The following is a 14,438-nucleotide window of genomic DNA, read 5'->3' as shown; positions in this document are numbered from 1 at the left end:
CCTTACGCGATCCGCAGCCGCGCCCGCAGCTGGGCGACGAATTGCGTCGCTGCTACAGGATGGAACAACGAGGTCAGCCCGAAGAAGACCGCAGCGCCGGCGGTGCCGCCGGCGACAAGCGAGAAGATCGCCGGCACGTCGCCGGCCACCATGCTGGCAAGCTTGGCGGCCACCCCCGTGCTGAGCGAGATGATTACCGAGACACCGATGTCGCGCCACGGCACCGGCACCGGCGTGAGCCGCTCGCTGATGACAATGCAGGTTATGGAGCCCACTACCGAGCCGCCCGCAAGCGCCAAAGCCGCGCCGATCTCGGCCATCGGGGGGATCAACAGCAGGGACAATGCGATTGTTGCCACCGAGCCGAAGAGGTTGGCGATGATCAGCAGCCACGGCCGCTTGTGCGCGTGCACCACGACGCCATAGACGAAGCTGGTGAGGTTGGCGCACAGCACGCTGAAGGCAATGATTGGAAACAGCAGGCCGAAGCGGCCGTGATATTGCGAGGGCAGCATGAGCTCGGTGATATCGCCGCTGAGCGCGACCAGCATCGCTGCAATAGGCAGGCAAAGCCGCATCATCAAGGCCATCAACTGCGACAGCAACCGACCCGATGCCGCGGGCCCGTCCTCGTCGAAGCGGCTAACCACCTCGGGAAAGGCGCCCATGTTGATGGCGTTGGCGACCATATCGATCGGTTGGCGGGCCAGCGCATAGGCCGCGGCGAAAATCGCCACGGCGCTGGCATCGTAATAGAACTTGAGGAACAGACGCTCCGCGCTGTTGAGCCCGAACCCAACCAGCGCCATGATGATCAGCGGCACACCGAGCGCAAAGAAGTCTCTGTGGGTGAAACGCGGCGGACCGGTAACGACGCGTCGGGATGCCATGATCCCCGCCACGATGCCGGCAATCAAGGCGCCGAGGCTCGAACCGAGCGACACCGTCAGAAAGCTGTCCTGAAAGACAAGGATAGCGCCGATCGGTAACGCGAGTTGCAGCAAGGCACGCAGGGCTTCTAGCATCGAATAGACCGAATGGCGCTGCTGCATCTGCAGCACCGTCAAGGCGAAGCGGCTGATGGACCCAGCGACCAGATAGCCGCAGACCGCGATCGCGAACTCGACCCAGCGTTCAGGCACGATCACCGCCGACGCGCCTACCGATATGACCAGCGCCAGGGCCGTGGTCGCAAGCAACACCTGCCCCGCCAGCATCAGGCTGCCGCGGCTGACCTCGCCCTTGCCGCCAAGCCTGAGCAAGGCGATGCGCAGCCAGTTGGTGACGGCAATGTCGGTCATTTCACCGACGGTCACCACCAGAGTGAGCAGGCCATACTCGGTCTGGTCGATCAAACGCGTCACGACGACCAGCAGGAGCAGCGCCGAAATTCGCGTCAGCAGGATCGCCGGAGCATAAATGAGCGTGGAACGGAGCAGCAAGGGCGTGTCCCTGGAAAACTCACCTTCGACTAGCCGCCGACTGGCGGAAAATCCAGCGCGATGACGGCGAAGGGTGAACAGATTCAGTTTGAACTAAAAGATTTGCCGTAAACCTTATTGGGAACGTTTGCTTTGCAGTTACCCAGTCTGTGTTATTTAGGGTACCATCATGTTGCAGCGCCTCATATCCGATCGAAAAATACATGTCCTGGTCGCGACGCCGTCGGGCGTTTCGGGGCAGGGCGGCATCGACCGCATCATGGGGGCGCTGAAGCAGGAGTTCGAACGGCAAGAAATCGCCGACATCGATGTGTGCTTCCTTGCCAGTCGTGGCCCGGGGCATGTCGGACTTTCGATCTTCTATATGCTCGGCTTTTGCTTACGGATGCTTAAAGCGCGTGTGGCTGGACGTGCCGATGTCATTCACATCAATATCTCAGTTTCCGGCAGCACCTACCGAAAGATGGTGATCGCCGCCTGGGCACGGCTGCTGTCGATACCCTATGTCCTGCATTTGCACGGGGCGCAGTATCAGACATTCTGGAAAGCCGACCGCGGTTTCATAAGCCGCCGTATCAAAGCTTTGTTCGAGCATGCCGATCGGGTGATCGTTTTGGGTCGGCTTTGGCGCGATTTCGTCGCCAGCCGGGCGCCGGGCGCAGCCGGCAATATCGTGATCGTGCCCAATGCGACCGAAGTCCCGCCGCTGGCGCATGTCGGCGGCGGCGACCATGTGCATATCCTGTTCCTGGGCCGCATCGGCGACCGCAAGGGCGTACCGCAATTGCTGGAGGCACTGCACCGCATGAGCCCTGTCAAGAATTGGCGCGCCACGATTGCCGGCGATGGCGAAGTCGAGGCGGCACGGACAAAGTCAGCCGCGCTGCGGATTGCAGACCGGATCGCCTTTCCAGGTTGGGTGGGACCTGACGATGTCGCATCGCTGATTTCTTCGGCCGATATTCTGGTTCTTCCCTCCTTCGCCGAAAATCTGCCGATGTCGGTGATCGAAGGCATGGCAGCCGGTTTGGCGGTGGTGGCGACCCCGGTTGGCGCGGTCGAAGACATAATCACCGACGGGCAATCCGGGCTGCTGGTGCCGCCAGGCGATGTTACAGCGTTGACCGACGCGTTGAGCTGCCTCGTGGAGGACCCGGCACTGAGGGCAAGGCTTGGTGCCGGTGCCATGGCCGTGCATCGGGAACGGCTTGAGCTCGCCCCGTTTGTCGGCGCAATCTGCGACGTCTGGCGGTCGGCCGCGTCAAGCCGTCAACCGGTCAAGGGCTGAGGCCGACGATCGCGGCGGCGCTTCGAGCCTGAATTCGCGGTGGAATATCTCCAAATTCAACAGCGCCCATATCAGCTTTTCGTGGTCGGCGGCACGCGTGGTGTGTTCGGAGACGATTTGATCAAGCTGTTTCGGACTCAGATAGCTGCGAATGACGGAGTGAGGCGAGCAAAGATGGTCATGCACGTAGTTCCTCATCGATCCGCGAAACCACTCGGCGACCGGTACCTTGAACCCGACCTTGCGGCGGCTGAGAATTTCCTCCGGGAGGATATTGGCCATGCTGTCGCGCAGGATCTGCTTGCTGTGCAACCAACCCAGCCTGTAGCGATCGGGCAATTTGCTGACGAACGAAACCAGGTCGCGATCGAGGAACGGCATTCTTCCTTCGATTGAACCGGCCATCATCATGTGGTCGCCTCGTTCCAGGAGATTGTCAGGCAGCCACGACGTCTGATCGAAAAACAGCACGCGGCGAAGATGGGAGGCCGCAGCGCTTGACGAGAACGGAAACTCATTGCGCTCATAACGGCGATTTGCGGACGCACCGATCAGGCACGCGCGCTGCTGCGCGGAAACGGCTCCAAACCAGGAGACCATCCGGGCGGCAAAGTCCCTTTCGCCCGCGGTGCGGGCAAACGTATCGACCTTGGCCGACGCGCCCGGCATCGCGCGTACCACAGGGGAAAGGACGTTATCGTGCAGCGAGGCTGGGACAAGCGACTGGTAGATCCCGGCCAGTGATTCCGCGCGATGCTTGGGATAGCCGCCGAGAATCTCGTCGGCTCCTTCGCCGGTGAGCACCATCTTGACGTCTTGCGAGGCTCGCTCCGACATTAGGTAAATTGGAATATCGCTGCTTTGCGAAACAGGTGCCCCGCGTTGGCGAACCATCGCCGGCAGGTGATCCATCAGATCGCCTGGCTGGATTACAAGTTCGCAATGATCGGTTTTGAAATGATCGGCAACGCGTCGGGCGAATGCAAATTCGCTATAGGCTGCGTCGTCGAACCCGACAGAAAACGTGCGAATGGGCGTGGGGCTGTGCCTGGCCATCAGCGCGACGATAGCCGAGGAGTCGAGCCCTCCGGAGAGAAAGGCCCCAAAAGGTGCATCGCTGCGCATCCTGATCTCGACGGAATAGTCGAGCAGTTCCAGAAATCGCCGCTTGGCGGTTTTTCCGTCGACCCGCTCGGTCACGGCCGCCTGGTCCGGAGGCGTATAGTAGCGCGTTTCCTTGACTACCCCTTGCGACCAGACAGCATAGCTTCCGGGATTGAGCTTGCGGATCTGTTTAAAAAGCGTGCGTGGTCCCGGCACGTAACGCCAGTTCAGATACTCGTCCACGGCATCCAGATCGAGTTGCTGCGCATCTTGCTGCGATGACAGCAATGCGTTGATTTCCGAGGCAAACAGCAGCAATTTTTCGCTTTGCATGAGGTAAAGCGGCTTTTCCCCGAAGGGATCCCGGGCGAGAATCAATTCCTGCCTCTGAGCATCCCAGAGTGCAAAGGCGAACATGCCGCTCAGCCGGTCGAACATTGACAAGCGCCATTGATCGTAGGCTCGGAGCAGCACCTCGGTATCGGAGCGCGTTCGAAATTGATGGCCAAGGCCGATCAGTTCCTGGCGCAACTCGATGTAGTTATATATCTCTCCGTTGAAAATTATTTTGAGACGGCCGTCCTCAATCTGCATCGGCTGATTTGACTCAGGCGCCAAGTCAATGATCGCCAGGCGGCGATGGACCAATGCCAATTGTTGCTCGCCGGTATTCAGGTCCAATATCTCGGTGCCTTCGGCATCGGGACCGCGATGCCGCAATGCGTTTGACATTCTGGCGGCCCGCTCTTGTGGATTTTTAGCCCTTCGACCGATCCATCCGGCAATTCCACACATTGTTCCCCCTAGGCGCGCGCATTCCTCACTTCAGTACAACAAATGTGTTAAACACTTCGTGCCGACACAACCCGACCGGGAGAAAGCTGCCACGGGCCATCCTCGATGGAGCCTGGCGGTCAGGGGTTGCCACCGGTTGTTCGCTGGTGAGGGCGAGTGACGGCACCTATGGCAGGCCCAATGCCTGCAGCATCTCCGGGTCGGGTACCGGGGCGCCATCGGGCAGGATGAGGCTCATCCCATAGGGATTGGAGAACTCCCAGACAGACCATGGGATCGCAAAGCGTTCGGCCTCTCCGCGCACTGCCTTGAGATAGCGCGAACGGTCGGCCTCAAAGGCGCCCATGCGGCCGTCCGCGGACATGAGGATAGCGCCGAATTCGCCCATGAAGAGCCGCCGACTGGGGATGCCATGGCCTTCAGCCCAGTCGACAGCCTGGCGAAAGCTCGCCTCCAGTTGGCTCTGGCCCCAGTTCTGCTCGAAATACCTCGCGATTGCTTGGCGCGCGGTGGCCATGTTCATGACCTGCTCGACCCTGCTCAAGCCGGCAGCCTCCATCCGCGCTCTAAGGGTTTCGGTCACCACTTCGGGTGTACTGCTGTCGGCCGGCCAGGGAAGTCCCGAAGCAAAGCTGATTGTGTCATCGGGCCGCTGGTGGGTGAAGCTGTGCGGCTCATACATATGGAAGCTGTAATAGAGGTTTGGGTCATCAAAGCCGGGGCTGAGGTTGACCAATCCGGCAATGCTGCCGCCGCAGGCGCCGGTTGCAACGATGGTAAGTTCACTGCTGACCGCTCGAATGTCGTGGACGGTCCCTGCCATGATCCGCTGCCAGTCATCGCTGCCGCTCGCATGGCAAGGGTAGTATGTGGGCTCGTTGTAAGGTTCGAGGGCGACTTTGTCGGTGCCAATCTTGACCAGCATGCCGGCGACCGCCACAACCATTTGACGATAGCGGGCAACGCCCTCGCTGTCGGCGCCGCCATAGATCATCTCCATGCTGTAGTCGGGAACCTGAGTGACGCCATGCAGGTCGAAAACCACCTTGAGGCCGGTCGACGTGATCCGCTCGACGGCGGCGGCAAGTATGTCCAGCGCCTGTTGCCGCTTGGCGCCCTCGCTGGCAAGCAGCGGGCCGGGATCGACGCTCAGCCGGACGAAGTCGAAGCCCATCGATCGGATGTGGGCAAACACCTCCCCGGACGGCCAGTCGGCGAGCGGCCTGCTTCCCGCAAGCCACTCCTTTTCGCTGCGATAGGGCGGCCAAACGTAGGTTCCGTCTTTTTCCACCGGCGACCAGTTGAGCCACTGATGCACGCCAATGCCGCGCTTGAGAGGGATGGGCGCTGCGTCGGCCGCCACAAGCAAGGCGAGCACCCAGGCAACAACACACGCCGCTTTTCGCATCGCTCTCTCCGTATGGTCGCCGGAGATATTAACCGCAACGAACGGGAAAGAAGATTGCCGGCCCGCAGCTTTTCGACGGCATGGTATACAAGGACCGAAACGTTGACGGGGCGTGCATGAGAATCGGCTGGTACATCAACCGATTGCGCAGCATGGGACCGGCCGAGGTGCTGCACCGGCTGGTGGAGCAACGTCGAAGGATCGCGTCGCGCCGCCGCGATGATGGGTGGGAGCGCTATCCATCGCCGCGGTTGCACCCAGTGCTGCCCGGATTTCGCCATGCTGCGCTGGCAGCGACCGACGCCCAACGGCAAGCCATAGCGGCGGCCGCGCGAGAGATGCTTCAGGGCCGGTTTTCTGCACTCGGGCGGACATGGCCAAAGCGTGAGCCCGAACTGTTGTTTCCCGCCGAGCTTTGGCGTCTTGATCCGGTGACCGGCAGGCTTTGGCCTGGCCCCGAGGCTCATACTTTCGACATCGATTTTCGCCACGGCGGCGACCTTGGCGATATAAAATATGTCTGGGAGATCAACCGGCTGCAGCAATTGCCGCCACTGGCTGCACACCTGCTCCTCGGCGAGGACGATCGATCCCGGAGTGCCATCGAGGCGGCAATCGGTAGTTGGCACTCCGCCAATCCACCGTTCCGAGGCATCGGCTGGGCGTCCGGCATCGAAGTAGCGCTGCGGGCCATCAGTCTGATCGTCACCCTGGACCTCGTCGGCGACCAGCTTGACCCAGCGACGCTGCGGAAAGCTGGTGAGATACTAGCGGCAAGCGCCTATTGGCTGCCGCGGTTTCCGTCGCGATATTCCTCCGCCAACAACCATCTGGTCGCAGAGTTGGCCGGCGAATATCTGGTCGGCCTGGCGCTCGGGGCCGGATCCGAAATCGCCCGCGGCGCCCTCCTGAATGAGACGCACAAGCAGATACTTGCCGATGGCGCAGGTGCCGAGCAAACACCGACCTATGCAGCCTTCAGCGCCGAACTCATCTTGCTGTGCGCCGCCGCGGCACGCCAGGCGGGAACGCCGTTTCCCTCGGCTGTCGAAGCGCGTCTGGGCGCCTTCGCCAATTTCGTCGGCTGGCTGCCACAGAAAGCCGCCCGCTTCGGCGACGACGATGAGGGCCACGTGCTGAAGCTGGGGGACGAGCCGAACTATATCCGATCCGTCGCGTCCGCCATCCAAGGCTTACTGGGGACGCCGGGCAACGCGCCGGAGCCCGACGACTTTCGTTCGCTTTTCTTTGGTACGCCGTCGGGTCCGGCTCCCGCGGTGCATGGGTTGCAGACATTCGCGCAAGGCGGGCTCTCAGTCTGGCGCGGGGCAATGAATGGCCGCAATGTCGAACTGACGTTCGACCATGGACCGCTCGGATATCTCTCGATAGCGGCGCACGGCCATGCCGACGCGCTGTCGCTCACCCTGTGCATCGACGGTGAGCCGGTGCTGGTCGATCCAGGCACCTGGCTCTACGGTTCGGGAGGCGCATGGCGCGACTGGTTCCGCTCCACACCAGCGCACAACACGCTGAACATCGAGGGCAAGAGCCAAAGTACCATCGCTGGAAATTTCAACTGGTCGCACAAGGCAGTCGCAGCGCTGGTGGAGAGCGAGCCGGGACCGCACTGGAGGCTGAGCGCCCGGCATGATGGCTATAGAAGCCGCTTCGGCGTCGTGCATCAGCGCACTTTGGCGCGCCAGGCCGATGGCATCCTCATCACCGACCAACTGCTCGGCGGCGGGCGTCAGTCCGAGATCGTCTTCCAGCTGGCCGTCGGCCTCCATGCCGACCGGCACGAAGATACGGTCACGGTATTGCGCGGCGACGAGGCGCTGTTGGCCATCCGCTTTCCTGACGCTGCGCTCGACGCCGGCGCCGGCGGTGACATGCCGGGGCAAGGCGGTTGGGTTTCACTGCGCTTTGGCACCAGGCAGCAGGCCGAACGCCTCGCCTGGCACGGTGAAGTGGGCGAAGCCGGAATCCATATCCATCTTGCCCCAATTCACCCGCCACAACGGCAAAAACCGGCGCCAACGTAGAGTTGCCGGGCGAGTTCCAGCCGTATTCGACATTAATTACGTTTGGACATTTAGCGGTTTCGTTACCGTTGATCTGCTAGTCTCGCACCATCCAGCCTGCTTTGCCCGCTGCGTCCGCAACAGCCACTGGTTGCAGGCGGCGTAGCAAGTTTGGCGGGAATTTTGTGCTTTGCTATTCGCCAGATCGCCTGCTTGCAACCCCAGACTGCCTTCTTAGACCAGGAGCCGCTGCAACGATGTTTTCCGAATTTGCCAGAGCGATTGTGGAAAAGCTTTCGAACGTCAATCTGACCACGCTCGGCCTGCTTCTCCTCACCGCACTGGGCAGCGCGGTGATCGCCTACTGGCGAACTGCCGAACATAAGTCCCTCAGGGATTTTTTCGACTTCGCCTTCCCCCAGGAAATCATCCTGCACCCGTCGGCGCGAGCCGACGCCCTGTTCTGGATCACGAAACGGGCGATGATGCCTTTCCTGCTTATTCCCGCCGGCGTCACCTTCGTCGTCGCCATGGGCTATGGCACACGCGAGGCAATCGGCTGGCTCCTTAACATTCACGCGCCGCTTCTCGGCGGCCCGGCGGGACCGGTGACGATCGTCATCTTCACCGCAACCATGCTGGTCGCCTATGATATTTCATACTACCTCTACCACGTCGCCCAGCACCGCTTCCCGTTCCTGTGGGAATTGCACAAGGTGCATCATTCGGCCGAGGTGATGGTGGGGATCACCAAGGACCGGGTTCATCCGCTGGACGATCTGATGAACCGTATGTGGGATGGCGTCATCCCGGGCATCTGCTTCGGTATCTGGAGCCTGATCGCACTCGATCCGGTAGAGGTCGCTATCTTCGGCATCAACGTCTACGTCATCCGTAACATCCTGATGATGGACTTTGTTCGTCATACGCATCTCAAGATCTCGTTCGGCCCGTTGAACAACATCATCCTGTGTCCGCACTGGCACCAGGTGCATCACAGCATCGACCCTCGTCATTATGACAAGAATTTCGGCCTGCTTTTTTCGTTCTGGGATCGTCTGTTCGGAACGCAATTTGTCCCGCAACCGGATGAAGACCTGAAATTTGGCCTGATTGATCGCGATGTGCGCGATTATCAGTCGCTCTTTGGGCTCTACATCCTGCCGCTCAAGAAGATGGCAAGGCATGTCATGCGACTGTTTCACAGGCGGCCCAATGTAGTCGCGCAGCCACAGGACAGTTCTCCTTCATGAACACTGTTGTTTCCATCGACGTCCTAGGCGCGGAGCGCCTGGAAATCGTCCGTTCGGCGGATCGTCTGGCTGCGGTCGAAGCCGCTTGGATGGACCTTTGGCATCGTACCGACGGGCTGATCTTTCAAAGCCATGCCTGGATTTCGGCATGGTGGAGTACCGTACAACGCCGTGACCAGCGCGCGTTGCGGATCGGCCTGGTCTGGAAGGGCGAGAAACTCGTTGCTGTCGTTCCGCTGGCGATCGGCAGGCGCAGGGGGCTGCGGTTTCTCGAATGGGCGGCCGGCAGCTATACCGACTATGGAGATATTCTCGTTGCCCCGGAATGCTCGTTATCGGCGCTGCAGGAACTATGGACCCAACTCTGCGATGCAGGTGGCTTCGATCTTGCCTTGATCAGTCGTCTCTCGCCGGATGCGGCGGCCCGCAAAATTTTCACGCCGGGAGCTTTCGGCGGCATCAGGCTTCGTCACTTTCACCGAACGGAAGTCAGCTATCGCGTTGCCGGAAAATGGGAAAGCGGAGCGGCATGGTTCGCGGACCAGTCGAAAAAGACGCGCCAGAACTATCGGCGCGGCATCAAAGCGCTGGAAGAAACCGGAGAGGTGAGATTTCGCCTGCTTGCCCCCGACGAGCCGCTGCAACCGGTACTGGAGCGCCTCGCGGCCTTGAAGCGGAAATGGCTGACCGAGCGCATGCGTGAGTCAGACCTGTTCGAAGAGGGCGTGCCGGTACTCGCCGCGCTCGTCGATGCGTTGGCGCGCGCCGGCGTGCTGCATATCTTCGTCCTCGAATGCAATGGCGTGATGGTCGCGGTGTCGATCAACTTCGTCCAGCACGACGTGATGATGGCCTTCGTGACGACATTCGATCCGGATTTCGGCCGGGCGTCGCCGGGTGTGATCCTGTTGATGGATTACGTGCAGTGGTCGATCGATCACGGCTTGAGCATGGTCGATTTCCTCTGTGGAGCAGAGTCGTTCAAACACAAATTCTCGACGCAGGCGGTTACGCTGGAATCCGTCATCGGGACGCGCACGGCACAGGGGGCGCTTGCATCTCTTGCCGATCGTGTCCTCCAGACCGTCAGGCAAATGCGCGAGCGTTCATCGGCACCACCAGAGGGACGTGATACGCCCCCTCCAGCCGAAGCAGCCCTGGACTAGAACGGTTCTTCACGGAAACGCCGAACAGCTCCATCCTTTTTGACGCAATTGCGGACAAAAACCGTTCACACTTTTTCTGGAATTGCTCGAGCGGCCCGCTGACAAAAAAGCTCAAATGAAGCGCGGTATCGGTCCGTTTTGCGGCGTGGTGCGGTCGCCGAGGTCGAGGAAGATTTCGTCGATGTAGCACCATCCCCAGCCTTCCGGCGGATCGTAGCCTTCGATGACAGGATGGCCGGTTGCCCGAAAATGCTTGGTGGCATGACGGTTGGGCGAGTCGTCGCAGCAGCCAACGTGACCGCATGTGCGGCAGAGCCGCAGATGCACCCACTGCGAACCGCTCTTCAGGCATTCCTCGCAGCCGAGCGCGCTCGGCGTCACGTCGCGAATGTCCCCGGCGTGCCTGCATTCGTCTGCCATCATACGCTCCTGACCAATTGTGGCGCGACGGCTAGGCTGCCGTTTCGCGCGAGATATGCATGCAGCGCCGCAACCACCTGGGCGCCTTCGCCGACGGCAGCGGCGACGCGCTTGATCGAGCCGGAGCGCACGTCGCCGATGGCGAACACGCCGCCGCGGTTCGTCTCCAGTGCACCACGTTCCTGGCCGATGTCAGGCCCGGTGCGAACGAAGCCCTTCGCGTCCAACGCCACGCCGCATTGCGCCAGCCAGTCGGTGTTCGGATCGGCGCCGATGAACAGGAAGAGGTGGCGGATCGGACGTGTTGTCTCGGTGTCGCGGTTGCGCCAGCGCACTTTGCCAAGATTGCCGTCGGCGCCCTCCAGCGCCGTGATCTGCGTCTCAGCCAGCACTTCGATGTTCGGCTGTGCCCTGACGCGCTCCACCAGATAACGCGACATGCTCGCATCCAGGCTGCTGCCGCGCGCCAGCAGCCATACCTTCTTCACATGCGCCGCCAAATAGACAGCAGCCTGTCCAGCCGAATTGCCGGCGCCGACCAGGGCTACCTCTTGCCCGGCGCAAAGCCGCGCTTCGATCGGCGAAGCCCAGTAATGCACGGAGGTTCCCTCGAATTGCGCCAGGTTTGCCATGTCGAGGCGGCGATAGCGCGCTCCGCTGGCGATCACCACCGAGCGTGCCCGCACGGTCTCCCCGCCGCCGACGGCGAGCGTGTAGTGGGCACCGGACCTGTCGCTTGCGCTGCCCAGCAGCTTCGCCTCGTCCGGTATCACCATCTCGACGCCGAATTTCTGCGCCTGGTTGTAAGCGCGCGCCATCAGCGCCATTCCCGAAATGCCGGTCGGAAAACCGAGGTAGTTCTCGATGCGCGAGGAGGCACCCGCCTGTCCGCCGAACGCACGGCAATCGAGCACGATCGTCGACAACCCTTCGGAAGCCGCGTAGACGGCCGCCGCGAGGCCGGCCGGTCCGGCGCCGACAATGGCCACGTCGTACAGCTTGCCGGCGTCGATCGGCCTCACTAGGCCGATGCAGCGGGCAAGCTCGTTCTCTCCGGGGTTGAGCAGCAGCTTGCCGTTTGGACAAAGCACGATCGGCAAATGGTGGATATCGACATGGAAGCGTTCGATCAGCGTCCTGGCGCAGGGATCGGCAGCCGAATCGAGAACGCGATGCGGCTGACCGCTGCGAGCCAGAAAACCTTGCAGCCTCAAAACGTCGCCGCTGTCGACCGGTCCGACAATGATCGGGCCGGCTGTGCCGCTCTCGAGCAGGCCGACACGGCGCAGGATCAGCGCCCGCATGATGCGCTCGCCGAGGTTTGCTTCCTGGACCATCAGGTCCCTCAGCCTTTGCGAGGGGATGACGAGCGCCTCGACCGGCTCGACCGCCTCCACATCCACCAGTGAGGGTCGGGCTGAAAGCTGCGCCAACTCGCCGACGAAATTGCCCGCACCGTGCGTGACGATTGTTTCGCGCCGGCCGAAGCTGCCGCCCTGGATGATATCCACCTTGCCGGACAGGACCACGACCAGACCGGGCGCCAGCTCGCCGGCTTTAACGATCTGTTCGCCTGCGGCATAGGACACGGCTTCGCCGAAACGGCCGATGCGGTCCAGGTCCCCCTCAGCCAGCACTGGGAACATCTGATCGCGACGGGCAATGGAGATCGGATTGGCGGGTTGAGACATGGTTCGAACCTATCGCCGGTTTCCGACAGTTTGAAGCGGTTTTTTGCGGCTTGCGGCCGGTAGGAACCTAGCCCGCCTGTCGGTAAACGCTGTGCCCTTCGCTTTGCAGTTAACTGACGGCGGCCCGTGCGACGGTGTCGTCGCGACGTGCCTCACAATCCGTTGCATCTCCTTGATTTGTTTGATTTGCGCATCCCGGCAAACCCGGCGCATGCTGCTTCAACCGGCATCTGCCTAAGCCGGCCAGGCCCGGCGGGCCGTCCTGTGTCAAACTCTCGGCCGCCGGGCTTCTGGACAGCAGAAAACGGCCTGTGTCCGAGCGCTCCGCAAACTCGCCTGCGGCCTGTTGTTCGGCGAGTGCTCAGGCAGCTACCTGAAGCACAATCTTGCCGCGCGTGTGCTGCTTCTCGAGCTGTTCCTCGGCCCTGGCGACTTCCTCAAGAGGATAGACTGCCTGCACGAATGGCCTGACCTTCCCGGCGTCGATGAGGCGGCTGATCTCGGCAAGCTGCGCCGCGTTCGGCGTGGTCAAATAAGAAACGCCGCGAGCCCGACGCAGGCGGGCCTTCTCCGCCGACGGTTCGGAAAGCGTTGAGACGAGCGTCCCGCCGGGCTTGAGCACGTCCCACGAGCGGTCCTGTGTTTCACCCGCTACCAGGTCGAAGACGAGGTCGACGTCCTCGACAACCTCCTCGAAGCGCTGGTTCTTGTAGTCGATCGCCTGGTCGGCGCCAAGCCCGCGAACGAAATCGAAATCCTGCGCGGACACGGTCGTCGCGACAAACGCGCCCGCGGCCTTTGCGAACTGCACCGCCAGGTGACCGACGCCGCCGGCGCCGCCATGGATAAGGACCCGCTGCCCGGATTTGAGGCCGCCGTGATCGAAAAGGCCTTGCCACGCGGTAAGGCCCGCAAGTGGCACCGCGGCGGCTTCGGCGTGGCTTAAGCGTTGCGGCTTCGCCGCCGCCTCCGTTGCCTTGACGACGACATATTCGGCGTTGCCGCCGCGGTCGTTGCCGAGCATGGCATATAGCGGATCGCCCTTCAGCGTGTGGGCTCGCGTGCCGCACAGTTCCACCACGCCGGACACGTCGCGGCCGAGCGTGACGGGCAGATCCGCGCCCGAAGAGCCCTCGCGAACCTTGTAGTCGACGGGATTGACGCTTGCCGCGTAGACCTTGAGCGTGACCTCGTCGTCATGGGGCTGAGGCAACGGAACCGCGTCCAGCGAAAGAACCTCCGGTCCACCAAAATCGTGGATACGGACGGCCTTCATAGTAATCATGGCTTGCTCCTCGTCGGGTTGAGTCCAATTCGCCTCTGAACTGTTTCGCCGGCAGACCGGCGTCTATCAAGCCGGCGGTTCGGTCGTGGCAAAGGCCGGCCGGTGGCGCGCCGTCAGTGTATCGTTTGCGAATGCTCGCCGCCGGGTTGCGAGATGCCGCTCAGCGCTTCACCTGCTGTCGCGGTCTCGCTGTTGGTGGCGAGGTCGCCCAGCGAAACGATGCCGACCAGGCGCTTGTCACGGTTTAGCACTGGCAAGCGGCGCACTTTCAGGTCAGCCATGTTGCGCAGAACATCCTCCGCGTCTTCGTCTTCGAAGCAATACCTGACCTCGGTACTCATCACTTCCCGTACCTTGGCGTCAGGTGTCTTGCCTTGGGCGACGCCGCGGATTGCGATGTCGCGATCGGTTACCATGCCGACAAGTCGATCGTTCTCGCCCACCGGCATCGCGCCGGCGTCGAGGCGACCCATCATTTCTGCCGCATCGCGCAGGGTTTGCTGCGGACTGGCGATCTCGACGTCCTTTGTCATGCAGTTGCCAACTTTCATTTTAACCTCCG

The 14,438-nt window shown here is 61.7% G+C and carries 11 protein-coding genes; 4 read left to right on the top strand and 7 right to left on the bottom strand.

The window, feature by feature from the left end; all coding sequences use genetic code 11:
* Positions 1–2: 2 nt before the first annotated feature.
* Positions 3–1,442, bottom strand: coding sequence for a lipopolysaccharide biosynthesis protein (locus NKH80_RS03585; RefSeq protein WP_352989691.1), 1,440 nt, complete (start codon positions 1,440–1,442; stop codon positions 3–5).
* A 169-nt stretch (positions 1,443–1,611) separates the two neighbouring features.
* Between NKH80_RS03585 and NKH80_RS03580 the strand changes: the two genes are divergently transcribed.
* On the top strand, positions 1,612–2,730 hold the full coding sequence (locus NKH80_RS03580; protein WP_352507202.1) for a glycosyltransferase family 4 protein: 1,119 nt from the start codon (positions 1,612–1,614) through the stop codon (positions 2,728–2,730).
* On the opposite strand, the gene asnB is transcribed toward NKH80_RS03580, so the two are convergent.
* Both asnB and NKH80_RS03570 read right to left on the bottom strand, forming a co-directional pair.
* On the bottom strand, positions 2,704–4,629 hold the full coding sequence (gene asnB / locus NKH80_RS03575) for an asparagine synthase (glutamine-hydrolyzing) (RefSeq protein WP_352989689.1): 1,926 nt from the start codon (positions 4,627–4,629) through the stop codon (positions 2,704–2,706). The two genes, NKH80_RS03580 and asnB, sit on opposite strands and share 27 nt — an antisense overlap.
* A 166-nt stretch (positions 4,630–4,795) precedes the next feature.
* A complete protein-coding gene (locus tag NKH80_RS03570; protein ID WP_352989686.1) occupies positions 4,796–6,037 on the bottom strand; it encodes a glycoside hydrolase family 5 protein in 1,242 nt (413 codons plus the stop codon).
* Positions 6,038–6,153: 116 nt separating this feature from the next.
* Here NKH80_RS03570 and NKH80_RS03565 point away from each other — a divergent pair, with 116 nt between their 5' ends.
* The 3 genes from NKH80_RS03565 (at position 6,154) to NKH80_RS03555 (ending at position 10,480) form a co-directional block, all read left to right on the top strand.
* Positions 6,154–8,082, top strand: coding sequence for a heparinase II/III family protein (locus NKH80_RS03565; protein WP_352989685.1), 1,929 nt, complete (start codon positions 6,154–6,156; stop codon positions 8,080–8,082).
* Positions 8,083–8,318: 236 nt separating this feature from the next.
* Positions 8,319–9,314 (top strand): sterol desaturase family protein, encoded by a 996-nt coding sequence (locus NKH80_RS03560; protein ID WP_352989681.1) that lies wholly within the window; start codon positions 8,319–8,321, stop codon positions 9,312–9,314.
* A 185-nt stretch (positions 9,315–9,499) separates the two neighbouring features.
* Entirely contained in the window at positions 9,500–10,480 is a 981-nt protein-coding gene (locus NKH80_RS03555; RefSeq protein ID WP_352989678.1) for a GNAT family N-acetyltransferase, read from the top strand.
* A gap of 111 nt (positions 10,481–10,591) precedes the next feature.
* On the opposite strand, the gene NKH80_RS03550 is transcribed toward NKH80_RS03555, so the two are convergent.
* The 4 genes from NKH80_RS03550 to NKH80_RS03535 all read right to left on the bottom strand — a co-directional run bounded on the left by NKH80_RS03550 (position 10,592) and on the right by NKH80_RS03535 (position 14,427).
* A complete protein-coding gene (locus NKH80_RS03550; RefSeq protein ID WP_036238601.1) occupies positions 10,592–10,903 on the bottom strand; it encodes a UBP-type zinc finger domain-containing protein in 312 nt (103 codons plus the stop codon).
* Complete coding sequence (locus NKH80_RS03545) at positions 10,900–12,591, bottom strand: FAD-dependent oxidoreductase (RefSeq protein ID WP_352989675.1); 1,692 nt, start codon at positions 12,589–12,591, stop codon at positions 10,900–10,902. The genes NKH80_RS03550 and NKH80_RS03545 overlap by 4 nt, the downstream gene beginning before the upstream one ends.
* 361 nt (positions 12,592–12,952) lie before the next feature.
* Entirely contained in the window at positions 12,953–13,876 is a 924-nt protein-coding gene (locus NKH80_RS03540; protein ID WP_352989672.1) for an NADP-dependent oxidoreductase, read from the bottom strand.
* A 113-nt stretch (positions 13,877–13,989) separates the two neighbouring features.
* The gene (locus NKH80_RS03535) at positions 13,990–14,427 is read right to left on the bottom strand and encodes a CBS domain-containing protein (RefSeq protein WP_352472517.1); all 438 of its coding nucleotides are present in this window, start codon (positions 14,425–14,427) and stop codon (positions 13,990–13,992) included.
* Positions 14,428–14,438: the final 11 nt, after the last annotated feature.

Origin of the sequence: Mesorhizobium sp. M0904, assembly GCF_040319475.1 — a bacterium.
Taxonomy (GTDB): domain Bacteria; phylum Pseudomonadota; class Alphaproteobacteria; order Rhizobiales; family Rhizobiaceae; genus Mesorhizobium.
The sequence above is the reverse complement of the archived record's forward strand: the minus strand, read 5'-3'. Positions and strand labels throughout refer to the sequence as shown.